The organism is Haloferula sp. BvORR071, assembly GCF_000739615.1.
Classification (GTDB): Bacteria; Verrucomicrobiota; Verrucomicrobiia; order Verrucomicrobiales; family Akkermansiaceae; genus Haloferula.
Window position 1 is genome coordinate 40095 of the sequence record NZ_BATP01000002.1, and the last position, 22862, is coordinate 62956.

The 22862-nt window shown below is 61.0% G+C and carries 23 protein-coding genes; 18 read left to right on the forward strand and 5 right to left on the reverse strand.

Annotated elements, in window-relative coordinates; genetic code table 11:
• Positions 1–79: 79 nt before the first annotated feature.
• The 5 genes from BV071_RS00875 to hemB all read left to right on the forward strand — a co-directional run bounded on the left by BV071_RS00875 (position 80) and on the right by hemB (position 3286).
• The gene (locus tag BV071_RS00875; RefSeq protein WP_035600877.1) at positions 80–301 is read left to right on the forward strand and encodes a hypothetical protein; all 222 of its coding nucleotides are present in this window, start codon (positions 80–82) and stop codon (positions 299–301) included.
• Positions 302–368: 67 nt separating this feature from the next.
• On the forward strand, positions 369–1757 hold the full coding sequence (gene cysS / locus BV071_RS00880; protein WP_035600880.1) for a cysteine--tRNA ligase: 1389 nt from the start codon (positions 369–371) through the stop codon (positions 1755–1757).
• Positions 1758–1800: 43 nt separating this feature from the next.
• Positions 1801–1986 (forward strand): hypothetical protein, encoded by a 186-nt coding sequence (locus BV071_RS00885; protein ID WP_035600883.1) that lies wholly within the window; start codon positions 1801–1803, stop codon positions 1984–1986.
• A complete protein-coding gene (locus BV071_RS34130) occupies positions 1971–2303 on the forward strand; it encodes a type II toxin-antitoxin system RelE/ParE family toxin (protein WP_075090813.1) in 333 nt (110 codons plus the stop codon). Before BV071_RS00885 ends, BV071_RS34130 begins: the two co-directional genes overlap by 16 nt.
• On the forward strand, positions 2300–3286 hold the full coding sequence (gene hemB, locus BV071_RS00890) for a porphobilinogen synthase (protein WP_035600886.1): 987 nt from the start codon (positions 2300–2302) through the stop codon (positions 3284–3286). Before BV071_RS34130 ends, hemB begins: the two co-directional genes overlap by 4 nt.
• Before the next feature lie 13 nt (positions 3287–3299).
• Here hemB and rhaM read toward each other — a convergent pair whose 3' ends face one another.
• Positions 3300–3614 (reverse strand): L-rhamnose mutarotase, encoded by a 315-nt coding sequence (rhaM, locus tag BV071_RS00895; protein WP_035600889.1) that lies wholly within the window; start codon positions 3612–3614, stop codon positions 3300–3302.
• 7 nt (positions 3615–3621) lie between these two features.
• On the reverse strand, positions 3622–4824 hold the full coding sequence (locus tag BV071_RS00900; protein ID WP_035600892.1) for a bifunctional 3,4-dihydroxy-2-butanone-4-phosphate synthase/GTP cyclohydrolase II: 1203 nt from the start codon (positions 4822–4824) through the stop codon (positions 3622–3624).
• A gap of 256 nt (positions 4825–5080) precedes the next feature.
• Here BV071_RS00900 and BV071_RS00905 point away from each other — a divergent pair, with 256 nt between their 5' ends.
• From BV071_RS00905 to BV071_RS00925, 5 genes are all read left to right on the forward strand, one after another.
• Entirely contained in the window at positions 5081–6133 is a 1053-nt protein-coding gene (locus tag BV071_RS00905) for a sugar phosphate isomerase/epimerase family protein (protein ID WP_035600894.1), read from the forward strand.
• A 167-nt stretch (positions 6134–6300) separates the two neighbouring features.
• Positions 6301–7380: a Gfo/Idh/MocA family oxidoreductase gene (locus BV071_RS00910; protein WP_035600897.1), complete on the forward strand. Its 1080-nt coding sequence runs from the start codon at positions 6301–6303 to the stop codon at positions 7378–7380.
• 22 nt (positions 7381–7402) lie between these two features.
• The gene (locus tag BV071_RS00915; RefSeq protein WP_035600899.1) at positions 7403–7696 is read left to right on the forward strand and encodes a hypothetical protein; all 294 of its coding nucleotides are present in this window, start codon (positions 7403–7405) and stop codon (positions 7694–7696) included.
• Between the two features lie 24 nt (positions 7697–7720).
• Positions 7721–8881: a Gfo/Idh/MocA family oxidoreductase gene (locus BV071_RS00920; protein ID WP_035600902.1), complete on the forward strand. Its 1161-nt coding sequence runs from the start codon at positions 7721–7723 to the stop codon at positions 8879–8881.
• A 122-nt stretch (positions 8882–9003) separates the two neighbouring features.
• Positions 9004–9876 carry a ThuA domain-containing protein gene (locus BV071_RS00925; protein WP_052572719.1) on the forward strand — a complete coding sequence of 291 codons (873 nt, stop codon included), beginning with the start codon at positions 9004–9006 and terminating at the stop codon, positions 9874–9876.
• 177 nt (positions 9877–10053) lie between these two features.
• On the opposite strand, the gene BV071_RS00930 is transcribed toward BV071_RS00925, so the two are convergent.
• Both BV071_RS00930 and BV071_RS00935 read right to left on the reverse strand, forming a co-directional pair.
• Positions 10054–11376 (reverse strand): SGNH/GDSL hydrolase family protein, encoded by a 1323-nt coding sequence (locus tag BV071_RS00930; RefSeq protein ID WP_265593908.1) that lies wholly within the window; start codon positions 11374–11376, stop codon positions 10054–10056.
• Positions 11377–11524: 148 nt separating this feature from the next.
• A complete protein-coding gene (locus BV071_RS00935; RefSeq protein WP_265593909.1) occupies positions 11525–13876 on the reverse strand; it encodes a hypothetical protein in 2352 nt (783 codons plus the stop codon).
• 174 nt (positions 13877–14050) lie between these two features.
• Between BV071_RS00935 and BV071_RS00940 the strand changes: the two genes are divergently transcribed.
• The 6 genes from BV071_RS00940 (at position 14051) to BV071_RS00960 (ending at position 18289) form a co-directional block, all read left to right on the forward strand.
• Positions 14051–14572, forward strand: coding sequence for a MarR family transcriptional regulator (locus BV071_RS00940; RefSeq protein ID WP_035600911.1), 522 nt, complete (start codon positions 14051–14053; stop codon positions 14570–14572).
• A gap of 83 nt (positions 14573–14655) precedes the next feature.
• Entirely contained in the window at positions 14656–15549 is an 894-nt protein-coding gene (locus tag BV071_RS00945; RefSeq protein ID WP_075090814.1) for an NAD-dependent epimerase/dehydratase family protein, read from the forward strand.
• On the forward strand, positions 15431–15673 hold the full coding sequence (locus tag BV071_RS36110) for a DUF1731 domain-containing protein (protein ID WP_075090815.1): 243 nt from the start codon (positions 15431–15433) through the stop codon (positions 15671–15673). The genes BV071_RS00945 and BV071_RS36110 overlap by 119 nt, the downstream gene beginning before the upstream one ends.
• Positions 15674–15709: 36 nt before the next feature.
• The gene (locus BV071_RS00950; protein WP_035600914.1) at positions 15710–15913 is read left to right on the forward strand and encodes a hypothetical protein; all 204 of its coding nucleotides are present in this window, start codon (positions 15710–15712) and stop codon (positions 15911–15913) included.
• Between the two features lie 110 nt (positions 15914–16023).
• Positions 16024–17205, forward strand: a complete 1182-nt coding sequence (locus tag BV071_RS00955) for an AI-2E family transporter (protein WP_052572720.1) — start codon at positions 16024–16026, stop codon at positions 17203–17205.
• 67 nt (positions 17206–17272) lie between these two features.
• Positions 17273–18289 carry a COX15/CtaA family protein gene (locus BV071_RS00960; RefSeq protein WP_035600918.1) on the forward strand — a complete coding sequence of 339 codons (1017 nt, stop codon included), beginning with the start codon at positions 17273–17275 and terminating at the stop codon, positions 18287–18289.
• A 128-nt stretch (positions 18290–18417) separates the two neighbouring features.
• On the opposite strand, the gene ald is transcribed toward BV071_RS00960, so the two are convergent.
• Complete coding sequence (gene ald, locus BV071_RS00965) at positions 18418–19530, reverse strand: alanine dehydrogenase (RefSeq protein ID WP_035600921.1); 1113 nt, start codon at positions 19528–19530, stop codon at positions 18418–18420.
• 128 nt (positions 19531–19658) lie between these two features.
• On the opposite strand from ald, the gene BV071_RS00970 reads away from it, so the two are divergent.
• Complete coding sequence (locus BV071_RS00970; RefSeq protein ID WP_265593910.1) at positions 19659–19937, forward strand: DUF6625 family protein; 279 nt, start codon at positions 19659–19661, stop codon at positions 19935–19937.
• Between the two features lie 326 nt (positions 19938–20263).
• A complete protein-coding gene (locus BV071_RS00975; RefSeq protein ID WP_265593911.1) occupies positions 20264–22645 on the forward strand; it encodes a hypothetical protein in 2382 nt (793 codons plus the stop codon).
• Positions 22646–22862: the final 217 nt, after the last annotated feature.

The following is a 22862-nucleotide window of genomic DNA, read 5'->3' on the forward strand; positions in this document are numbered from 1 at the left end:
TCGGCTTGGATGCGAACCGGAATATTTTTTAAATTAAGTTGATTATTTCTAAAAATTTAGATTCTCTCGGAAGGTCTTCATGTCCTTCGAGCGGATCAGACTCATCGGCGTTGCCGTACTTTGCGTTACCCTGACCTTGGCGGTCCGGCGCACGCTCGCGGAGTCGTCGCGTGAATCCGCAGACCATTCGGTCCTCCCGGTCTCTACGATGCACGAGGACAGTGCGGTCTGGACGATTCCAGTGGAGATCGTCGAAGCCGGGGGAACCCCGCGGCTTCACCAGGTGCCGCTGCGGAATTGAGGAGACCGTGGCAAATCCACGCCGTTGCGGTTGATATTGCCCGGCCCAGACGTTAGACCCGCCGGTGATGCGGCTTTACGACACGCTGGACCGCGAGCTCAAGGAGCTCCGCCCCCTCGACGGCACGACCTACCGGTTCTACTGCTGCGGGCCCACGGTGTATGGTCCCGCCCACATCGGGAACTTCCGGACCTTCGTGCTCCAGGACGTCTTCCGCCGTACCTTGGAGACCGGGGGCATGCGCACCTTCCACGTCCGGAACATCACCGACGTGGACGACAAGACGATCCGCGATTCCCAAGCTGCCGGCCAATCGCTCACCGACTTCACCGGACAGTGGACGGCCAAGTTCCATGCCGATTGCGAGGAGCTGGGTCTGCAGCCCCCGCATGTCGAGCCTGGCGCGGTAGAGCATATTCCGCAGCAGATTGCGATGATCGCGACCTTGGTGGAGAAGGGGAATGCCTACGCCTCGGAGGATGGCTCGGTCTATTTCAAGATCGCCTCCTATCCGGAATACGGACGGCTCTCGCGGCTGGACACCCGCGAATTGGAGTTGGGCCGAACCCAGAACGAGCGGGCGAATTCCGACGAGTACGAGAAGGACAGCCTCTCGGACTTCGTGCTCTGGAAGGGCCGCAAGCCAGAGGATGGTGACAACTATTGGCCTTCGCCTTGGGGTGAAGGCCGCCCCGGCTGGCACCTCGAGTGCTCGGCCATGATTGCGGAATACCTCGGCTCCGACTTCGACCTGCACGGCGGTGGCGAGGACCTGATGTTCCCGCACCATGAAAATGAGATCGCCCAGAGCAAGTGCGCCTGCGGAGGCCATTTCGCCAAGCATTGGTTTCACGCCACACACCTGCTGGTGGACGGTGGCAAGATGGCGAAGTCGAAGAACAATTTCTACACCCTCGACGACCTCAAGGCGAAGGGCTTCACCGCGATGGAGGTGCGCTACGTCCTTATCGGTGCGCACTACCACAAGCAGCTCAACTTCACCTTGGACTCGCTCGCGGGTGCCCGCGAAGCCATGGCGAAGCTGGCCAAGGGCCAGCGCAGCTTGGCCGCGAAGGTTGGCGGGGAAGTGCAGCTCACATCGGTCGATTTCGGGCCCTTCCAGGAAGCTTGGGATTCCCTCAACGATAACCTTAACACGCCCGGCTGCCTCGGCGGTCTTTTCACGGGCCTGCGTGAAGCGGCCAAGCTCGAAGGCGTGGAAGCGGCCAAGGCCCTTGCCGGCTTCAATCGCATCCTCCGCGCGCTGGGCCTGACGCTGCCCGAGGAAGAGCCCGAAGCCGAAGTGCCCGCCGAGATCCGCGCCATTGCGGAGGAGCGCTGGGCTGCCCGCACCGCGAAGGACTGGGCCAAGGCCGACGTCATGCGCCAGCAGCTCACCGGCCTCGGCTGGAATATGAAGGACGGCAAGGAAGGCTACGAACTCACGCCGGTCTGAGCCGACCCTTGAAGCAGAGAGAAAGCTAAGCTAGAATTTGATCATGTCCACCAAGGAGCTGGCCCTCGATACGATCCGGGATTTGCCGGAGGATGCTTCTTGGCAGGATGTTGAAGAGCGTATCCGTTTCGTGGCGGCCATCGACAGGGCCCGCGAGGATGTTCGCCAAGGACGGGTGACGCCACACGAAGAGGTCCGAGCCCTTTTGGACGAATGGATTTCCGAGTAGTCTGGTCTGCTGCGGCGCTTGCGGATCTCCGCGACTTGGTCCGCTACATAGCACGCGATGATCGTGTGGTAGCGAAGAGATTTGGCGATCTCATCGTTACGAAAATTGATGCCTTGGTCAAATTTCCGAGGATAGGTCGCAGGGTTCCCGAGTTTGCAGAGGAAAACCTTCGGCAAATCGTTGTTTCATCGTATCGGGTCGTTTACGAGATCGATGACTCGATGGGTAATATTTCTGTTCTTCGCGTGTGGCATGGAGCCCGCGATGCTCTTGATGAATTGTCTTTAAAACCCGGCAACGGATCTTCTCGTTCATGAACCTGCCCATTCGTCCCCGCCGCAACCGTCGCACGGCTGCGATCCGTTCCTTGGTCCGTGAGAACACGTTGAGCCCGGCGGACTTCATCCTGCCGATGTTCCTTCACGAGGATGCGGAGAACACTCCGATTTCCTCGATGCCTGGCGTCACCCGCTGGTCCTTGGATGGTCTGGTGAAGGAAGCGGGGGAGGCACATGCCTTGGGGGTGCCCGCAGTGGTGCTCTTCCCGAAGATTGAAGAAAACCTCAAGACCCCGCTCGCCGAGGAATGTGCGAATGACGAAGGCCTCGTTCCACGCGCCATTCGCGCCCTGAAGGCCGCCCACCCCACGCTCTGCGTGATCACGGACGTGGCGCTCGATCCTTACAATTCCGACGGCCACGACGGCGTGGTCCGCCGCGATGAAAGGGGCGAGCTTCAGATTCTCAACGACGAGACCGTGGAGATCCTCTGTCAGCAGGCGCTCTGCCACGCCCGCGCCGGTGCCGACATCGTTTCGCCCAGCGACATGATGGACGGCCGCGTGGCGGCGCTGCGCAGTGCCTTGGACGCCGCCGGCTTCGAGAAGGTCGCGATCCTCAGCTACTCGGCCAAGTATGCCTCCGCCTTCTACGGGCCCTTCCGCGGGGCGCTCGACTCCGCGCCCAAGGAAGGCGACAAGAAGACCTACCAGATGGACCCCGGCAATGCCCGCGAGGCCATCCGCGAAGCGCTCCTCGATGAAGCCGAGGGTGCGGACATGGTGATGGTGAAACCCGCCGGCCCCTACCTGGACATCATCACCCGCGTTCGCGAAAGTACGACGCTTCCCGTAGCCGCCTATCAGGTCAGCGGGGAATACCTGATGATCGAGAGCGCCGCCGCCGCAGGTTGGGTGAATGGCCAGGCGATCGCACTGGAGAGCTTGATGGGCATTAAGCGTGCCGGAGCGGACATGATCCTGACCTACTATGCCAAGCGCGCTGCGGAGTGGCTCAAGTAAGCCGGCTGGCCGCTCAATCGAGGTGGAATACCTCGCGTAGCCCAACTGACACCGGCGAAGCATCCTCGTTTGCCGGCATCACATCGCTCATGTGCTGCCACCAGCGCTGGCACACCTCGGTCGCCGCGATCGCCGCCCAGCGTTCTTCGCTCTCGATCTCCGCATAGCCGAAAAGCTGCCGCGTCTCCGGATGCAGGAAGATCGAGTAGTTGTGCACGCCATGGGCCCGCAGCACCTCCGCCAGCTCTTCCCAGATCGGCCGGTGCCGCCGCTCGTATTCCTCCTCGCAGCCGGCATTCACCGACATCACGAATGCCTTCGGGATCATGGCGGCCTTAGAGTCGATGCCCCATCCGCTCGCGCTTCGTTTCCAGATAGCGGGCGTTGTGTGGATTGGGGGGCAGCTTGATCGGCAGTTGCTCGACGATCTCCAGATTGTAGCCCTCCAGGCCGACTACCTTCTTGGGATTGTTTGTCAGCAGGCGGATCCGGCGGACGCCGAGATCGTAGAGGATCTGTGCTCCCATCCCGTAGTCGCGCAGGTCGGAGCCGAAGCCCAGTTTCTCATTCGCCTCCACGGTATCGAGCCCCTGCTCCTGCAGCTTGTAGGCATGGATCTTCGCCGCCAGGCCGATGCCGCGGCCTTCCTGGCGCAGGTAGAGCAGCACGCCGCCCTCCTTCGAGATCCGCTCCATCGCCGCGTCGAGCTGGCCGCCGCAATCGCAGCGCTGGGACAGGAAGACATCCCCGGTCAGGCACTCGGAGTGCACGCGGACCAGCACCGGCTTCTCGGGATCGATCTCGCCGCGGACCAGCGCTAGGTGGTGCGAGCCATCGGTCTCCACCCGGTAGAGGTGGCAGGTGAATTCACCGTGATCGGTCGGCAGCCCGATGGTTTCCTCCCGGACTACCAGCTTCTCCGAGCGGCGCCGCCATTCGATGAGCTGGGCGATGGTGCAGGCCTTCAGGCCATGGGTATTCTGGAAATCCCCGAGGTCGCCGACCCGGCCCATGGTGCCGTCCTCGTTCATGATCTCGCAGATCACTCCGGCGGGTTCGAGTCCGGCCAGTCGCGCGAGGTCGACCGAGGCTTCGGTATGCCCGGCACGGCGCAGCACCCCGCCATCGCGGGCTTGGATCGGGAAAACGTGGCCCGGGTGGACGAAATCCTCCGGCCCGGAGTTCGGATCGGCCAGCAGCTTCACGCAGAGCGAGCGGTCCGCGGAGGAAATTCCGGTGCTGATGCCCTTCGCCGCGTCCACGGAAATGGTGAAGGCGGTCCGCTGGATCTCCCGGTTGCGCCGCGTCATCTGCGGCAGGTCGAGCGCCTCGGCCCGCTCCTGGGTGATCGGCGCGCAGACCAAGCCGCGGCCATGCACGGCCATGAAGGAGATGATTTCCGGGGTGCAGAGGGCTGCGGCGGCGATCAGATCCGCTTCGTTTTCGCGATTCGGATCGTCGGCCACGATCACGATGCGACCGTTACGGATTTCCTCGATGATTTCCTCGATCGGGCTAAAGGCAAGCGGGGTGGCCATGGGCAGGGCCCAGACTCGGCGCGTCGGGGCCGCAGGTCAAGGGGGAGGGGGCGGAGCTTCTGAATCTCAAATTTGAAATTTAAGATTTGAAATTAGGAATCCCGATTGGCGGGTCAAACGCCCTGCCTGCGCATGAAGATCTTCGCCCGGGCTCGACTTGTCCTAGCATGTCGCAAATTTCCTCCCTCAGCGGGATTTTCACGTTCCCCCGGTGAAAGGGCTTCGCCAATCTTCACGCACCATCCACCCCACGACTATGTCCAGACCTGTCACACTCTTCACCGGCCAATGGGCCGATCTCTCCGCCGCGGAACTGCTCCCGAAGGTCAAGGCCATGGGCTTCGACGGGGTCGAACTCGCCTGCTGGGGCGACCATTTCGACGTGCAGAAGGCCCTCAATGAGGCCGGCTACGTGGAAAACCTTTGGGAACTGCTCAAGAAGCACGACCTCGCCTGCTACGCCATCTCCGCCCACCTCGTCGGCCAAGCGATCTGCGATCCCATCGACGAGCGCCACAAATCGATCCTGCCCGAGCATGTCTGGGGCGATGGCGATCCGGAAGGTGTGCGCCAGCGCGCCGCCCAGGAAATGATCGATACCGCCAAGGCTGCCCGGAAGTTCTTCGACGCAGGCAAGTCCTACATGGCAGGCAAGGCCGCTGGCTCCGGCAAGACCGTGGTAAACGGTTTCACCGGCTCCTCGATCTGGGGTGCCCTCTACGCCTTCCCGCCGACCAGCCAAGAATACCTCCAGAAGGGTTTCGATGACTTCGGCAAGCGCTTCAAGCCGATCCTCGATGCCTTCGACAAGGAAGACGTCTATTTCGCCCTCGAAGTCCACCCGACCGAGATCGCCTTCGACATCGTCTCCGCGCAGCGCGCGATTGAGGCGGTCGGCGGCCACAAGCGTTTCGGCTTCAACTACGACCCCAGCCACCTCGGCTACCAAGGTGTGGACTACGTGAAGTTCATCTACCTGCTCGGCGAGCGCATTCACCACGCCCACATGAAGGACGTGTGGTGGGGCCACGGCACGGGGGAGGTCGGCGTTTTCGGCGGCCATACCGATTTCTGCGATGCGCGCCGCTACTGGGATTTCCGCAGCGTCGGCCGCGGCGATATCAACTTCGAGGAAGTCATCGTCGCCCTCAATGACAAGGGCTACACCGGCCCGCTCTCGATCGAGTGGGAAGACGGCCGCATGGACCGCTTCCACGGCGCCACCGAGAGCTGCGGTTTCGTGAAGAGCCTCGATTTCCCACGGAACACTGTCGCCTTCGACGCCGCCTTCGACAAATCCAACCAATAAGAAGAATCCAGGACCGGAATGGATAGGACTCTGGGGCGTTGAGGGCTTGGCGCGGCTTGTCCCCGTTAATGGGGGCGAATCGATCTCGCTTCAGCCCGCTCATCTGTTTTTCTGCCCCTCTTCCATCCATCCCGTTCCGGTCCCATCTTCCTTCCCCGACAAGAATCATGTCCACCAAAGTAGGTATCATCGGAGCGGGCGGCATGCTGCGCTATCACGCCGCGGGCTTCCGCCAGGCCGGAGCCACCGTCACCGCCGTCGCCGACCCAGCCCCGGGCGCTGCGGCCAAGGCTGCGGCCGCATGGGATGTCCCCGCGTCTTTCGAGAGCGTCGATGAGATGCTGGCGAATGCTGATATCGACGCCGTGTCGATCATCGTGCCGAACAAGTTCCACATGCCGCTGGCGATCCAGTGCCTCAAGGCTGGCAAGCACGTCTTCAGCGAGAAGCCCCCGGCGCTCAATGCCGCGGAGGTGGAGGAGATGATCGCTGCAGCCAATGCCGCGGGCAAGAAGCTGATGTTCAACTTCAACAACCGCGCCCGGCCGGAGTCGATCGCGATGAAGGAATACATCGCCGATGGCACCGTGGGTAAGATCAACTCGGCACAGGCGAAGTGGATCCGCCGCACCGGCATCCCGGGCTTCGGCGGATGGTTCACCACCAAGGCCCTCTCCGGCGGTGGTCCGGTGATCGACCTCCTGCACATGATCGACCTGGCGCTCTACTTCATGGGCTACCCGGATCCGGCTCACGTGCTGGCACAGACCTTCAACGACCACATCACCGACAAGGGCTTCAAGGGCCCTTGGGGCATCCCCGATCGTGCCGATGGCACCAATGACGTCGAGGCTGCGGCCCACGGCTTCGTCACCTTCAAGACCGGCCAGGTTCTCACGCTCCAGGTTTCCTGGGCGGAGATGATCAAGCGCGAGGAAGTCTCCGTGGTCTTCCAGGGCAGCAAGGCCGGTGGCAAGGTAGAGCGTCTCTTCGGCCGCGATGGCATTGATGAGACCGCCATCGATACTTGCGAACTCTACGTCCAGGAAGGTGGCCGCTCGGTCAACCGCAGCATCGTCACTGAAGCTTGCGAGGACATGGGCCGCAGCGCCTCCGCCGCGAACTTCATCCATGCCATCGAAGGCACGGCCGAGGCATTCAACACGCCGGACCAATCGCTGAAGCTGATGAAGATCATCGACGCGATCTACAAGTCCGCCGCGACCCAGGCACCGGTGGCGGTGTGAGATCTCCAACAGGGTGGCTGACATGGGGCGCGAATATAAAATCGTTTGTGATCCGCAGGCGGTTGCATCATTCGACGGTTTCCTGCGCAGCCAGCCCTATTTCGATTCCTACGATGCCGTGAACTCTCTCTACAATCTGAGGGAGTCCGGCATCGCGAAGGAAGGGGATTGGCCGGATGGCTACGCCAGCATCGAGCCGAACGGCGTCTACTTTTGCGACAATCTCACGGCGACGAAATCAGCAGCGTGGATTCTCAAGAGCCTGATTGATCAGGCTTTGACCCATTGCGACCGGATTGTCGTGTACGAGCCCTAACCAGCAATTTAATCTACTCTTTCTATGAACCGCAAACTCCGCATGGGCATGGTCGGTGGTGGCCGTGGCGCCTTCATCGGCGGCGTCCACCGCATGGCTGCCAACCTCGACGGCAAGATCGAACTCGTTGCCGGCTGCTTCTCCTCCGATCCAGAGAAGAGCAAGGCCTCCGGCGAGGATTTCTTCCTCGATCCTTCCCGCGTTTACACTTCCTACGAGGAGATGGCCAAGGCAGAGGCCGCCTTGCCTGCGGACAAGCGCATCGACTTCGTCTCGATCGTCGTCCGTAACAACCTGCACGTGCCGGTGGCCACGGCCTTCCTGAAGGCGGGGATCAATGTGATCTGCGACAAGCCCTTGGCCCTCTCACTTGAGGAAGGCAAGGCCTTCGCTGAAGTGGTGGCAAAGTCCGGGAAGGTCTTCGCGCTCACCCACAACTACACCGGCTACCCGATGGTGAAGGAAGCCAAGGCGATCGTTAAATCCGGCAGGCTCGGTCGCTTGCTCAAAGTGGTCGCCGAGTACCCCCAAGGCTACGCCTCGAGCGCCTTCAAGGAGGCCGCGCCGAGCAAGATCGCCAACTGGCGTATGGACCCGAATGTCTCCGGCGTCTCAAACTGCATGGGCGACATCGGCTCTCACGCTGAGAACCTCGCCCGCTACATCACCGGTCTGGAGATCGAGGAACTGGCTGCCGAACTGACCACCTTCATTCCCGGCCGTAATCTGGATGACGATGGCAACGTTCTCGTCCGCTACCAGAACGGCGTGAAGGGCATCATCTACGCCTCGCAAGTATCGAGTGGCGATGAGAACAATCTGAACATCCGGGTCTACGGCACGGAAGGTTCGATCGAGTGGCACCAGGAGCATCCGAATGAACTGATCGTGAAGTTCCCGGACAAGCCGCGCGAGATCTGGCGCCGCGGGAATTCCTACAATGGTCCGGAGGCCACGGCTTACACGCGCCTGCCCTTCGGTCACCCGGAAGCCTTCATCGAGGCCTTCGCGAACATCTACCTCGCCGCTGGCGAAGCGATCCGTGATGAGCTTGCCGGTAAGTTCCCTCGCCCCGAGGGCTACGACTTCCCGAATATCGACGACGGTCTTGCCGGCATGGCCTTTATCGAAGCCACCGTTGCTTCCTCGAAGAACAATGCGGCTTGGACCAAGCCCGGACACTAAAACTCCATCCAGGCACCACGAATTTGACGAATCTTGATGTGTGATGAGAAGTCGGAACGCATCCAGTGGTATCTAGCCCGATCCGTCGGATTTGATGGATTCGTGGTGCCTATATTCCAGTCATGAAACCCAGTCTATATCTCCCTCTCGCTGCGGCTTCCGCAGCTCTGTTCTTCGCCACTTCTCCTGCCGCGGACGGCCCTCCGGATGGCGGTGCGGAGAAGATCGCCGCCGCCCTGCCGGCCAAGGCTTTTGCCAAGCCCGAGAAGCCGCGCAAGGTGCTGATCTTCTCGAAGACCGGCGGCTTCCATCACGATTCGATCGGCACAGGCAAGCTGGCTCTGACCGAGCTCGGCAAGAAGACCGGTGCCTTTGAGACCGTGATCAGCGATGATCTCGCCAACTTCGAGCCGAAGACCATTGATCAGTTCGACGCGATCTTGTTCTTGAGCACCACCGGCGAGCCCTTTGATGGAGCACCTGACCAGGACGTCCTCAAGAAGAGCCTCATGGACTTCGTGAAGGGTGGCAAGGGCTTCATCGGCATCCATGCCGCGACCGACACCTTCTACAAGTGGTCGGACTACGGCGATATGATCGGCGGCTACTTCGACGGCCACCCTTGGGGCTCCGGCACGCAGGTCTCGATCAAGGTCGAGCCGGGCCAGGAGAAGTTCCCGCTGGTCGCCATGTTCGAAGGCAAGAACGTGGACTTCAAGGAGGAGATCTATCAGCTCAAGGCCCCCTACGATTCGAAGAAGGTTCACATGATGCTCCGCCTCGACCCCGAGAAGTCCGACATGAAGGTCAACGGCCTCAAGCGCGAGGACAAGGACTGGGGTGTGTCTTGGGTCAGGTCCTGGGGCAAGGGCCGTGTCTTCTACTGCTCGCTGGGTCACAACCACGAGATGTATTGGAATCCCACCGTCCTCAGCCACTACCTCGCCGGCATCCAGTGGGCCCTCGGCGACTACAAGGTGAAGATCGACAAGTAAGACCTCCCACTCCTTCCGATGGATTTCATTGCCCCGGACCTCCTCATCGGAGGCCGGGGTTTTTCTTTTCAGTGATCTCGAAAGTGGCAGTGTGTCGCGCGTCCTCTGGAGGCGCCCCCTTTTACGGCGCAGCCGCTTGTGGAGTGCGCTGCTAAAATTCTACACGCTTGCTGGGGCTCACGGCTTCACGGTCGCCCTGAGCCGTACATAGCTATTCTTCACCCCCGCCGCGGGGCTCACCGATACTCGCCCATCCTGGGCAGTCGTGATCCGGGCGGCCGGCACCGGTGTCCAGGTTTTCAAGTCAATCGACTCCTCTGCCGTCAAATTTCCGAAGCGTAGGCCGACGGCATCCGGCATCCAACTCAAGCTTGTCCCGGGAGCAAAGGCACCGCTGAAGGGCTGGCTGTAATTCTTCGGCGAGGTCCCTAACAGATACTCCACAAGGTTTGGCAAGCCATCACCATCCGGATCCGCCTCCATTCCCGAGCCGGGAATGCCTGCGGCCGAGATCCAACTGAGATAAGGTTGGTCGGGATTCAGGCCTAACAGATTCCGCAGGATTTCCCGGTCGCTGAACTTGGTGATCGAGGTGCCCAGCGCGGTGTTCAGGGCCCCGATGATCTCATTCGCGATATAAGCTTGTGCCACGGTGGAGGGGTGGAAGCCGTCCTTGCAGAAGACTTGCGTCGGCGGATTCTCCTGGCTGCCGGCAAGGGTAAACACCGTGCCGTTGATCTGGAAAGGTGCCTGATCGAAGACCCGGTCGGTCAGCAGGTCGAGCCGCGCGACGGTGGGCGGAACTGGTTCCGCCGCGGCCCAATCGATGATCGATTGGTTGAAGGCGGCGATCTTCGCCCGCGTGCTCGCCCGCTTTTCCGGAACATTGTAGATGTTGGAGATCTGCGGCGTGGCACCGACATCCGGCACCGTGCACACGATCACGGCCGGCGGATGTGCCCCGCGGTTCGCTCGCACCCAGTCGTGGATCGAGTTCAGGCGATTGCGGATCTGGTTGAAGAAATTGGCGGCCTCCGTGTCGTTGAAAATGTCGTTGTACTGCTGCTTCAGGTCGTTGGCGCCCAGCATGATCACTACCGCCGGAGTCACGAAGATTTGGTCTTCCAGTGCGTCCTTGGTGATCGCGTAGCCGAAGCCGAGGGGCTCTCCGTTCGGTGAGTCGGCCAGCAGGCGAAACCAGTTCAAGGTCGTCATCCCGGGGATGCCGAAGTTCCACTCATGACCGGCATTGCGGAGGTCGACATAGGAACCGCCGGTTGCTTCGAAGGGGCCCAGGCTCACCTCGTTCGGCCGGAAGATTCGCAAAAGCTCGGGCCAGCTCCGCACGTTGGCGTTGGTGCTGTTGGAGTCTGGCGCGGAGAAGGTCAGCTCATAGGCATACTCCTCCGTCATGCTGTCCCCGATGGCCAATACCTTCAATGGGTCCGCGGCTTGCGACGCGGCGGCGAGGACGGTTAGAGAAGCAAGGATTCGAAACAACGCGCGCATCATTCACGGCAGCTCCGCCGCGAGGGAACCTAGCCTCGATCAATGGGCTGCCAAGGGGCACAATGGCCGGTAATCTACGCAAAAAATGGGGCAGACCCTCGCAGGTCCGCCCCTTGGGGATTCAAATCGGTTAGATCAATCAGGGGTTCTGGGTCACCACTAGGCGCGCGAAGACCTTCTGCACCGTCGGGCTCGGGTCGGGAAGCTTGTAGGTGATGATCGAGGGGTTGTTCGTGGTGGGGTTGGCGTCAAGCCAAGAGCCGTTAGCCAGCGTGCTGGAGGTCTGGATCTTGTAGCTCACGTCGCCATTGGCCACGGCTTCAGCCCCCTTCGGATAGCTCACCAGACCATTTACGAGACTTCCCGCAGGCTGGCTGTCTGCCTTGGGATCGAGGCCCATGGCGTATTCCAGCAGATTTTCCAAGCCATCATTGTCGAAGTCTTGGGTGGGGCCACCGACACCGTTGGTGGAGGCCCAAGTGCCGTAGTTGCTACCGCCGCTGCCGAGGGTAAAGGCGGTGGTATCGAAGGGCACGTCAGGAGCAGTGCCATTGGCGCTTTGATCGTTGGTTCCGTCTTCGTCCGCCCAGTTGGCAGCCGCATTGCCGATGAGGGTCAGGTAGTCCGCGAAGCTCGCTTGTGTATTGCGAGCACCAGTATAGGCCGCCACATCGATATCCTTGCCCAAGGTCACCAAATGAGAGGCGCTGAGGCCCGTGCCTGCAATCGAGTCCGTGTCCGTGGTCGTAAGGGCAGCCAAGAAACCAGTCGCGACACTGAGCGAGCCCTGATATGCATAGACGGTTTCACCACTGCCACCGAGATCGAAGCTGTTTGACCTGGTGATGCTGCCCGCGTTGGCGGTGGGTGTGGCCGTGCTCAGTCCATCCAAGGCAACGATCGCACCAGCAGCTACGCCACCGGTTGGAGCCGTCCAGGTGATGAAGCCTTCGCCGGTATTGAAAGCCCCGCCAGAGCCGATGTCGCTTCCGTTCCACTCATTGTCGGTGAAGTAAATCACATCGCCTTGTGCGATCGTAGTCAGAGCGACGAAGGCAAGGTTGTCGTTGCCATCAGCATTGAAGCCGACGAAGGCAATGGCTCCGGGACTGAGCGTCGGAGGGGACGGGATGTCGCCGTCGTCTTTCACCGTGATGCTTGTCGTCCCTTGGGTGTAGCCAAGCGCCGTGGCGCGGATCGTCACAGGACGGTCGCCGTCCTGATCGGTGTCATTGACCGCATTGATCGGAAAGGTGATCGAATCGGTATTGGCAAGAACGGTGACTGTCGCGGGAACCGTCGCCTCAGAGGTGTCGAAGGAGGTCAGGGTGACCACCAAATCCACCGGCGTGTTTTGCGCCAGTTCGATTGTGCCAGTGGCGGCATTCGCTCCCGCGCCCTCACTAAAGGTATCCGGCTCGACCCCAATGCCGATCGGGGTATCGATGCCGTCGTCGGCTACGTTCACTTGGAATTGGCCTGTAGTATAGCCGCCGACGGTGGCTGTCAGCGTAACCGGAATCGGATTGGCCTCGACCAGGAAGTCATCCACCGCAGCAATAGGGAAGGGGGCGGAAGTGCTTCCAGCCGGAATGGTCACAGTCGGTGGGACAGTGGCCTCCGTGGTGTCGCTGGAAGCAAGTGTTACTATCAGGGGGGCACCCAAGGCAGCGGGGATGGTCACGGTACCAACGGCTGCCGTGGCCCCGGCATTCTCAGCGAAGCCGGCTGGCGTCGCAGTCAGAACAATGGCAGGTTGGCTTTCGACCACCCAGGAAATGGCCAAGTTATCGACGGCCAAGCCTTGGTCCGCGCCCGCATCATCGGGGTCTGCCCAGCGCAGCATCACATACTCGCCATTTGCTACGGTAATGGCCGGATTGCTGGAGATAGCTACCTTGTTTGCAGCATCATTGCCAACCAAGGCTCCCGCCGTGCCGCCGGTGATCGGCCCAGTGAAATCGGCTGTAGCAATTGCCGTCCAACCTGCGGGGAGGAGATCCGAGGGCTCCACCGCGATTGGGGCGCTATCTTTCTTGTACGAAACCGTGAGCTTGTTAGAGTTAGCCGCAGCCCCGTTGCGCCACTGCTCACCGGTGTAGGCGAGTGAGTTGATCGTAAGGGAGGACCCAGAGGTGTTGTGGAGAAGAACACCGTAGGTCATGATCTGCGGAGTACCCGATCCGACCGAGCCTAGAGCTCGCTCTGTGTCAGTGCCGACACCATAGGAATAGAGTTGCCCGGAATTGCTGCCTCCGGCGTTAGCTGCGATATTGAAGTTTCCGGTTCCTGCCTTTCGGGCTGCATACCAGTTGGGCAGAGTCGTGTTGTCTGCCCACGCGGCATTGGTGGTGCTAGTGGTCAGGGTGTCGAAATCCTGAGCGTAACTCCCAGCTCCGGACATGGTCACAGCCTGACCGAAAGCGCTGGAACAAAGGCATAGCGAGACCGCGGATAGCGGAAACAGCGACAGGGGATGCGTGCTTTTCATGGGTCGTCTTTTGAGCCTTGAGAAGGGAATTGGGCGGGCGGGAAGCAGAATAGGTGCCGACCGTTAGTAAGCATCTGAACAAATGTTCCCAATTCGTCACTGGGTGAGCGCAATCTCAGGATCGCAAAGTTTCCGCTTGCTGTTCTCGAACTTTCAGTAAATAGTGAAAACAAGATGAGCGGCGAGCGCGAACGGTTGAAAGCGGCACGAGAGGAGTTCGTGGCGCAGTGGGGCGCGATGGGCTCGCAGTGGGGGATCAACCGCACGATGGCGCAAATTCATGCACTTCTCATGACCGCTCCTGAGCCGGTCTCGACCGACGAGGTGATGGAAGAGCTCGAAATCAGCCGCGGAAATGCCCACACCAATTTGAAGGAGCTCGTTGCTTGGGGTCTTGTCCGGATCGTTGTGAAGAAGGGCGAGCGCCGCGAGTTTTTCGACGCGGAGAAGGACGTTTGGCAGATTTTCACGATCGTCACCCGCGAGCGCAAGAAGCGCGAGATTGAGCCTACACTTGGGGTTCTGAATCACTGTGCGGAAAGCACCCGCGACCTAACCACGGCTGACGGCAAGGCCTTTCACGCTCAAATCCGCCAGCTCGAAGAGTTTGTGGGATTTGCTTCAAAAGTCGCGGACCGGGTGGGCTCCATGAAGCATGGCTTTGCCATCCAGCTCGCCGCCAAGCTGTTGGGCTGAAGCGTCTTTTTGGCGCGAACCAATTTTCAAAAGATCCTGAAAATAGCGTAAATTAACCACGCTCAGAGGAAAGGTAGGACAAGATGAATCCGCAAATCGTGATCTTCGCCGCCAACGGCTTTATGGGCCGCTATTTGGCACGCCACTACCAACGCCAAGGACGCGAGGTCGTCTGCGTGGCACGGCATCGCGAGGGCTGGAGTGGCGACGGGATGTTTCTCGAATGGGATGGCCGGACCGAAGGTCCATGGGCCTTGGCTCTCGAAGGTGCCGAGCGGGTCATCAACCTAGCAGGACGCAGTGTGAACTGTCGCTACGACGAGCGGAACCGGCGTGAGATCATCGAGTCGCGGGTCGCTTCGACAAGCGTGATAGGCCAAGCGATTGCTGCCTGCCGGATCCCGCCGAAGCTGTGGATGAACGCCAGTACGGCCACCATCTATCGGCATGCCGAAGATAGGGCACAGGATGAGTGGGAAGGGGAGCCCGGCGATGGCTTCTCGATGCAGGTCGCCCGGGCCTGGGAGGAGGCCTTCTTCGCCGCCAAAGTGCCCGGCCTGACCCGGAAGGTGGCTCTGCGTGCGGGCATGGTCCTCGCGAATGAATATGGCACCGTCTTCGAAGTCCTCCGCCATCTGACCCGCCGTGGGCTCGGCGGCACCATGGGGAATGGGAAACAACGGGTGAGCTGGATCCACATGGATGACCTGCTGGCCGCCATCGACTTCATTGCCGCGGATCCCTTGTTGGATGGCGTCTTCAATCTCACAGCTCCAGAGTTTCCCTCCAACCGCGAGCTGATGCGGGCCTTCCGCGAGCAGCAGGGAGCCCCCCTTCGGCTTGCCAGCCGCGCGCTGGATGTTGGAGATCGGTGCCCGCTTGCTGAAGACGGAAACCGAGCTGGTCCTCAAGAGCCGCTGGGCCGATCCCCGCCGCCTCCGCGAGGCCGGTTTCCGCTGGCGCTGGCCGCGACTTGATGCCGCGCTAGCGGATTTGGAGATGAGACCGGGCCTGAGCGGTTTTTTCCGGGAGGCGGAGCGTCGCTCGGCCGGTGTCCACGTGTGGACTGCTGGCAAGAAGCTAGCCGCCGGCACGCGCTGAAATTTCCCAAGCTTCTACTGGTTTTCCTCTACTCTCATGTTGCGCTTCCTTCCTGCCGCGCTTGCCGTTCTCGGCCTATGCATGTTCGCGCTGAGCCTCTGGTTGCAGGAAGGCTCGGCCCCGACCGCGGCTGAGGTTCTCTCGCCACCGCCGACTCGTGAGGAGCCCGCGAAGCCACGCGAAACTCTCGCACCTGATGCGCTTGAAACGGTGCCGGTGGCGATGGAGTGGAGTCGATAGATCCCACGGGTTCCCAGCCTTTCTGCGGATGGTGATGTCATGCAGGTGCTTTTTGCACAGGAAAGCTTTGTGAATCAGGAGCTGCTCGGCTAATCTAGGGAACTCTCCGCATGGCCGAACCCGGACTGTCCCCCAAGAAGCCCCGCGCCACCCAGATGTTGCTTGTACTAGCGGCACTTGTGGTGGTGATCGCAGGCTTGAAGGCAGCGCAGGCCTTTTTCGTGCCGGTGCTGTTGGCTTTCTTTATCGCCACGGTGAGCTTTCCGGTCACCGATTGGTTGATGCGCCACCGCATGCCGCCTGCCGTGGCGGTATTTCTCACGGTGTTGGTGGACTTCGCGTTCTTGGCCGGTGTGATCGTGCTGGGAATTACCATCATTGGCGACCTCCAGGACAAGTGGGATTCCGAATACTACAACCTCGCCCGGGCAAAGATTCAGGACGCCAGCACCGCCATCGCCGGCAAGCTGGAAGAGTGGGGCGTGGAAGACGGGGCGGAGAAGGTGAAGGAATTCACCACCCAGAACCTGGCCGAGCTTAGCAACATCAAGGGCTCCACCTACCTGAGCCTCGGCACGGGCGTGGTGAGCCGCGTGTTTTCCTTTCTCGCCACCTCCGTGGTGGTGATCGTGTTGACCATTTTCATGCTCTCGGAAGCGCGAGGCTTCAGCAACCGCTTCGGGGCGATCCGTGAGGCCCGGGGGCCCAATTTTGGCCGGATGTCCGGCGCGATGCTGGATACCCAGCGCTATCTGGGGATCAAAACCATCATCAGCTTGGCGACCGGGATTCTGGCCGGGGTGCTCTGCTGGGTGGCGGGGCTCGATTTCTTCCTGCTGTGGGGAATTCTCGCCTTCGTGATGAATTTCATCCCAGCGGTCGGCTCGGCGATCGCGTCGGTTCCGCCGATCCTGCTTGCCTTGATCGCGAAGGATGGTGGGGTCGCGGATGCGGTGGTGGTCGCTGCCGGCTACGGGCTGATCAACATGTTCCTCGATAACTTCGTGCAGCCAATGCTGCTCGGGCGCCGCTTCGGCCTGTCGATCCTGGTGGTTGTGCTCTGCGTAATCTTCTGGGGCTGGCTCTGGGGCTTGGTGGGAATCATCCTCGCGGTGCCGCTGACGATGATTCTCAAGGTGATCTTGGACAATAGCGACGAGTTCCGCTGGGTGGCCGTGGCCATCGGTCAGGAGGGTCGCAAGCCGCCGCAGGAAGAAGATGCGGTCATGAATCTGCCGGGCGGGAGCGAGGTGCCGCCGCGCGGGACGCCGGATGTAGCGAGCCGCGGCTAGTTTGGTTGCTCTGGAGCGACCTTGCATTTGCATCGCGGACGGCTAGTGCCAATGCTCGGCGGTGCGCATGAATCTGTTCCAGAAGTTTGCCACCGCGGCGCTCGTCGCCGTCATCGTATTGATTTGCGTGGGTGCGATCGTGCGGGTCAGCGGTGCGGGGATGGGCTGCCCGGACTGGCCGAAGTGCTGGGGAGGCTATGTGCCGCCTTCGAGCAAGGAGGAGATCGACCTGTCCAAACTGGATTTCTCCAAGTTCGAGCGCGCGGCGAAGCGCTATGGACGCGATCCCTCCACGGTCACGCCAGAGCATGTGCTGGAGAGCTTCAATCCGGTCTTCGCTTGGACCGAATACATCAACCGCCTGAGCTCCACGCCGGTTGGATTCTTCACGGTGGGCACCTTGGTCTTAGCCCTGCTCAGGCAGCGGCGCAGGCCCTTGGTGGTCGCTGCGGCGACTCTCTCGGTGCTACTCGTGGGAGTGAATGCCTGGATGGGCAAGGAAGTCGTTTCGAGCGACCTCAAACCGGGCGTGCTAACGGTCCACATGGCACTGGCGATGTTGCTGGTGCTGCCGCTGAGCTATGCTGCATGGCGGGGATGTGATGAGCCGTGGCGGGTGGCTGGTGATCCAGTGTCCGTCCGGCGTTTGCGCATTCTGACCGGCTGCTTGTTGCTGCTGATCTTCGTGGAAGGGGTCTTGGGCACCCAGATCCGCGAGTTGAACACGCATCTCCTCAAGACGCATCCGGGAGTTGGCCGGGTGGAATGGATCGGGTCTCTGGAGCGCTCTTGGGAGTATCTGGTGCACCGCAGCTTCTCTTGGATGATCTTGGCCGTGGCGATCGGGGCATGGTTGAGAACCAGAAAGAGTGGTTCGGCCGGCAAAATCGCGACTGGGGCCTTGGCCGTCGTGATCGGGCAGATGGTTCTCGGCCTGATCATGGCACGGGTGGAGATCCATCCCGCGGTGCAGGTGGCGCACCTCGGGCTTTCGGCGATCTTGCTCGCGCTGGTGACTGTGTGGTTTTGCGGGGCGGGGTCAGGAACGCCGCGGCGCGCCGCCGCTTTGGCTGCGGATAAGTGATGCAGCTATAGCGGTTACGGTTCGCCAGCACGGCTCGCTGCGCCCTTTGGGTGGCTCTGCCCGGGGGCCTCAGAGGCGGTCATCCACGAGAAGTGCTTCGTCCGCACACGGCGTGTGCGGACTACTTCTCAGACTCCTAACAGCTCTGCAGCGGATTCGACCGGCATGCCGTGGGCCTCGCCGACGGGGGAGCAGGTGAGCTTGCCGCCAGTGCAGTTGACCGCGCCGAGGATGTCCTTGCGGATTTTGCAGGCTCCGGCCACGCCGTTGTCGGCGAGCATGGTGATCCAGCGCTGGGTCACGTTGTTGAGAGCTTGGGTTGCCGTGCGGGAGTAGGCTCCCGGCATGTTGGCCACGCAGTAGTGGATGACGTCTTCCTCCACGTAAGTCGGGGACTGGTGGGTGGTCGGGCGGGTCGTTTCCGCACAACCGCCTTGGTCAACCGCGATATCCACGAACACACTGCCCGGCTGCATTTGCCTGAGCATCTCGCGGGTGATCAGCTTGGGTGCCTTCGCACCGGGAACGAGCACGGCACCGATGACCAGATCGACGCGGGGCAAAAGTTCGGCGAGATTTGCCTCGCTCGAATAGACCGTGTGGGTGCCGGTCATCGTGATGTCGAGGAAGCGCATGCGCTCGAAGTCGACCTCAAGGATGGTGACGTCCGCGCCGATGCCGGTGGCCACGCGGGCAGCATTCACACCCGCGGTGCCGCCGCCGATGACGACCACGCGGCCCGGGGCCACGCCGGGCACGCCGCCGAGCAGGGTGCCGCGGCCGCCATTGTGCTTTGCCAAATGATAGGAGCCCACGATCGAAGCCATGCGGCCGGCGATCTCACTCATCGGCTCTAACAGCGGAAGGCGATGGTTCACCTCCAGCGTCTCGTAGGCGAGTGCAGTGCAACCGCTGGCGACCAAGGTTTCGGTGAGCGTCTTGCCTGCAGCCAAGTGCAGGTAGGTGAAGAGAATGTGATGCGGCTGCAGGCGGGCGATCTCCTCCGGTTGTGGCTCCTTGACCTTCACGATCATCTCCGCAGCGCTGAAGACGGCATCGGCATCGGGCAAGATCTCGGCCCCTGCTGCGAGGTATTGCTCGTCGCTGTAGCTGGCGCCGTTGCCGGCACCGGCTTGCACGAAAACCCGGTGGCCACGCTTCACTAGATCCCCCGCGGAAGCTGGAATCATGGAGACGCGGTTTTCCTGTGCCTTGATTTCCTTCGGGATGCCGATGTTCATGAGCGTGGCCTTACACGCTAGTCGGCATCGCGGCGCTTGTCTTTGCGGAATCGGGCAGCTGGACGGAAGGTTCGGGCCAAATCAGCGCGTGAGGAGGGGGGAGCCGGGACTTATTCGCTGACGGGACCTTGTTGGAACTGCTCACATTCGGCGATGGCGACGTCGATGCCATCTATGGGGATCTTTCCCGATTCGCAACCGAGGAGGTATTGGATTGCCGGAGCTTTACCACCGGTGCCGACCGCCTTTCGGGTCACTTTGCTTTATTCAGAAACTGCGAAGAGACGATCTCGGCCTTCAGGCGAATCGTTGATATCGATCTGCTTTATCCACTGCTGAAAGACATGTCTTTTCCGGCCATCCCGGATGATGGTTCCGGCTTGATGTCCCATGTGTCAGGTCCGTAGTTTCGATCCATGCGGGCACCTGCGACCGTTCAACCCGAGAGGCCGGATAGGGGCCCTGATCAAGACCCCATGTCATTGATCTGCCTGAGCGGGATCCGCAGGCAATAATACCGCCGATGAATCCGGATTCCCCAGATGGAAACGATCATGCGGCTTACTCCGCGATCATTCTCTATGGCGTGATTCACCGGAGCTTGAAACACACGGCCGCGGCTTTGCTCGGCAATCTGGTCGCCCCCTTGGCGCGGAGGGGCCCCGTCGATATCTTCTATCACTCGTGGGATCTCCGCGAGATTGGCAATCCGCGGGCGGGAGAGAACTGCCTGATGGTGGATCCGGATTCTTCGCGGGGGCTGCTCCCGAATGCCAAAGGTATCTTCGAGTCCCAAACGGAATTTGATGATTCGCTCGATTGGGATCGCTTGTTTCGGAGAAACCCCATGCGGCATTTCTGTGATGGGGAGCATGAGGCCCGGATCACGCTGATGAATTTCCGCCGTGCGATGGAGTCGCTGCGGCGCGCGTGGGACTTCTTCCAAGCAAGCAAGGAGCGCCACTACCAGCGTGTGATCGTCACACGGCCTGACCTGAAATTCATCCAGGAGTTTGAGCCCCCCTTGTCCGGGGGGCTTCGGCGGCACTTGTGGATTCCCCGGTTCGGGTCATGCGGTGGACTCAATGACCGGTTCGCGGCCGGGAATGAGGAGAGCGCGGCGGTCTATTGCCAAAGGGCGGATTTCGCCCACGAGTGGCTCCTGTCGGGCGAGGAGGGTAATCCCGAGACGCTGCTGAAGCGCTGGCTGCAGCAGCAGGATATTTGCTGGAACTTGGTGGATTTTCCCTTCCAGAGGGTTCGTGCGAACGGGGAAATCGCCGCCAAGGACAGCAAGCTGAAGCCGCTGATCAAAGAGCGATTCCTCATCTTGGGCCGCAAAGCGAGCCAGGCGACGCGACGGCTTGAAAAGGTATTCGCGACGCTGGGCAAAGTGGAGACCATCGTCGACCAGCCCGGGGATGAAGGCATCTGGTATGACGACAATCAGGTGAAAGGCTATGGCGGGCTGACAAGCCATTCGTCGCATTCTCCTCCGGTCACGGCGTGGTCGCGCGCGATGTATCATTTGGCGAAGAACCTGAGGGCGGACGAGGCCGTTTGGTTTGTGGAGGACGAGGTGGCGGGTAGCACCGAGTTCTTCCGGGCCTTGGTTCGCAGAACCGCGGCCAGCGGAGCAGATCTCGCCAGCTTCGATATTCGATCCCGGCGCAACGATGCAAGCTGGCCCGATTGGGACCACGCGGAACCTTGGTTTCCCGAGCCATGGAGATCGTTCGGGTCCCTTTCGCGCAAGAGCGCTCGCCTGGTCAGGGCCGCATTGGAGTTCCGGGAAAAGAACGGGCACTTCGCTTGCCACGAGATTTTGTTCCCTTCGATTGCGATGAACCAGGGAATGCGCTGCTTCGACTGGAATGTCAGCATGCAGCGGAACCGTCTGTTCGGCAGCCTTTCCCTGCAACTGTCGGGCAACTCTTCGCCGGGAGCGATATGTTATCCGGTGAAGGATGCAGCCGATCACGAAGCGATTTGCAATTGGGAAGGCCTCCCCGCGCCGGTCGCGAGTTCGGAGGAGTTTCCGTGCTTCCATCTCGCGAGGTGTTCCGGCCATTCAATTTCCGTCGAGGACTATATCGTTCTCGGACGCTATTGCCGGCATCTGGGAATCAGGAATGTGGTGGAATTCGGCCCCGGTGACTCCACCCTCGCCTTCTTGGATGCTGGATGTCGGATCGTTTCCTTCGAAAGCGACGGCAACTGGCTTGACCAGTGCTTGGTGCGGTTCGGGACGGAGACTCGAGCGGAGATCCGGTTTTGCGCAGCGGAGAGCACACCGGAGAGTCTGCCATTCGCTCCCGATTTGGTTTTTGTCGATGGTCCATCCCGATGCGATTCGCACGCGGTGCCGCGCCTGGCCCTATGTGAATGGGGCCTCGCCATTTGCGGTCACGTGATCCTGCATGACTCGCGTCGGGAAGAGGAAGGGAGGATACTTGAGGAACTGGCGGGGCGCGGAATGCGAGTGGAGCAGATCCCTACCCGCAAGGGCATGGCCTCCATCGTAAATCCACAGAAGCGTCCAACCATGCCGACAGCCGAGTTTGTTTTCGGAGACGCAAGCCGGTATCAGCTTCGGGATGAGGACCAATGGTTTGCCAAAGATCTTCCCGCTTGGCAGAAGCCGTTCAAGTCCAGTCAAGCCGTGCGTGCGCTCGACATCGGATGCGGCGAGGGGAGACGGGCGAACCTTCTTCTGGAGCTTCTGTTTCCCGCGGAGGGGAGTGAGGTCCATTGTGTGGAGGATTTCGAGACCCTGCCCGGAGGCGATGCCATAAGGGCCGATTTCGAGCGCAACGCGGAAACATCCGGCAATGCGGGTAGGCTTCATCTCTACGAAGGCACCACGACGGAAGTTTTGGCTTGGATGATCGCTTCGAAAGACGCCTGGGAGAGCTTCGACTTCATTCAACTGGGAAGAGGCCGGCCCGCCCACGAGCAGCTTACCGCTGCTTGTCAGGCTTGGTGCCTGCTCAGACGTGGCGGGGTCCTGGTTTTTGGGGAAAGAGGTGCGGCCTATGCGGGATTTGAAACTGGTTTCCGGCGATTGGCAGAGCGCCTTTTCGAAGGGACATCAGTGGTACTTCGTAAGCGATAGCTGGAGAGCCAATGATCGCTGGAGCAATGCGGCATCCGACAGCCGGATCTTCCTCACCGCCCTGAATCGATTGCGGCCCGTCGGGCGGGCATAAAAGCAAAGGGAGCCATCGTCTCCTGCGGGAGCCTGCGGGAGCCTGCGGGAGCCTGCGGGAGCCTGCGGGAGCCTGCGGGAGCCTGCGGGAGCCTGCGGCGCCATGGCAGTGTCATCTCTACCT

What these genes read in the sequence shown, in the direction of transcription:
- BV071_RS00875 (WP_035600877.1), top strand. Translation starts at nt 80, where the DNA reads ATGTCCTTCGAGCGGATCAGACTCATCGGCGTTGCCGTACTTTGCGTT.
- cysS (WP_035600880.1), top strand. Translation starts at nt 369, where the DNA reads ATGCGGCTTTACGACACGCTGGACCGCGAGCTCAAGGAGCTCCGCCCC.
- BV071_RS00885 (WP_035600883.1), top strand. Translation starts at nt 1,801, where the DNA reads ATGTCCACCAAGGAGCTGGCCCTCGATACGATCCGGGATTTGCCGGAG.
- BV071_RS34130 (WP_075090813.1), top strand. Translation starts at nt 1,971, where the DNA reads ATGGATTTCCGAGTAGTCTGGTCTGCTGCGGCGCTTGCGGATCTCCGC.
- hemB (WP_035600886.1), top strand. Translation starts at nt 2,300, where the DNA reads ATGAACCTGCCCATTCGTCCCCGCCGCAACCGTCGCACGGCTGCGATC.
- rhaM (WP_035600889.1), bottom strand. Translation starts at nt 3,614, where the DNA reads ATGATCCCGAAGGCATTCGTGATGTCGGTGAATGCCGGCTGCGAGGAG.
- BV071_RS00900 (WP_035600892.1), bottom strand. Translation starts at nt 4,824, where the DNA reads ATGGCCACCCCGCTTGCCTTTAGCCCGATCGAGGAAATCATCGAGGAA.
- BV071_RS00905 (WP_035600894.1), top strand. Translation starts at nt 5,081, where the DNA reads ATGTCCAGACCTGTCACACTCTTCACCGGCCAATGGGCCGATCTCTCC.
- BV071_RS00910 (WP_035600897.1), top strand. Translation starts at nt 6,301, where the DNA reads ATGTCCACCAAAGTAGGTATCATCGGAGCGGGCGGCATGCTGCGCTAT.
- BV071_RS00915 (WP_035600899.1), top strand. Translation starts at nt 7,403, where the DNA reads ATGGGGCGCGAATATAAAATCGTTTGTGATCCGCAGGCGGTTGCATCA.
- BV071_RS00920 (WP_035600902.1), top strand. Translation starts at nt 7,721, where the DNA reads ATGAACCGCAAACTCCGCATGGGCATGGTCGGTGGTGGCCGTGGCGCC.
- BV071_RS00925 (WP_052572719.1), top strand. Translation starts at nt 9,004, where the DNA reads ATGAAACCCAGTCTATATCTCCCTCTCGCTGCGGCTTCCGCAGCTCTG.
- BV071_RS00935 (WP_265593909.1), bottom strand. Translation starts at nt 13,876, where the DNA reads ATGAAAAGCACGCATCCCCTGTCGCTGTTTCCGCTATCCGCGGTCTCG.
- BV071_RS00940 (WP_035600911.1), top strand. Translation starts at nt 14,051, where the DNA reads ATGAGCGGCGAGCGCGAACGGTTGAAAGCGGCACGAGAGGAGTTCGTG.
- BV071_RS00945 (WP_075090814.1), top strand. Translation starts at nt 14,656, where the DNA reads ATGAATCCGCAAATCGTGATCTTCGCCGCCAACGGCTTTATGGGCCGC.
- BV071_RS36110 (WP_075090815.1), top strand. Translation starts at nt 15,431, where the DNA reads ATGTTGGAGATCGGTGCCCGCTTGCTGAAGACGGAAACCGAGCTGGTC.
- BV071_RS00950 (WP_035600914.1), top strand. Translation starts at nt 15,710, where the DNA reads ATGTTGCGCTTCCTTCCTGCCGCGCTTGCCGTTCTCGGCCTATGCATG.
- BV071_RS00955 (WP_052572720.1), top strand. Translation starts at nt 16,024, where the DNA reads ATGGCCGAACCCGGACTGTCCCCCAAGAAGCCCCGCGCCACCCAGATG.
- BV071_RS00960 (WP_035600918.1), top strand. Translation starts at nt 17,273, where the DNA reads ATGAATCTGTTCCAGAAGTTTGCCACCGCGGCGCTCGTCGCCGTCATC.
- ald (WP_035600921.1), bottom strand. Translation starts at nt 19,530, where the DNA reads ATGAACATCGGCATCCCGAAGGAAATCAAGGCACAGGAAAACCGCGTC.
- BV071_RS00975 (WP_265593911.1), top strand. Translation starts at nt 20,264, where the DNA reads ATGGTGGATCCGGATTCTTCGCGGGGGCTGCTCCCGAATGCCAAAGGT.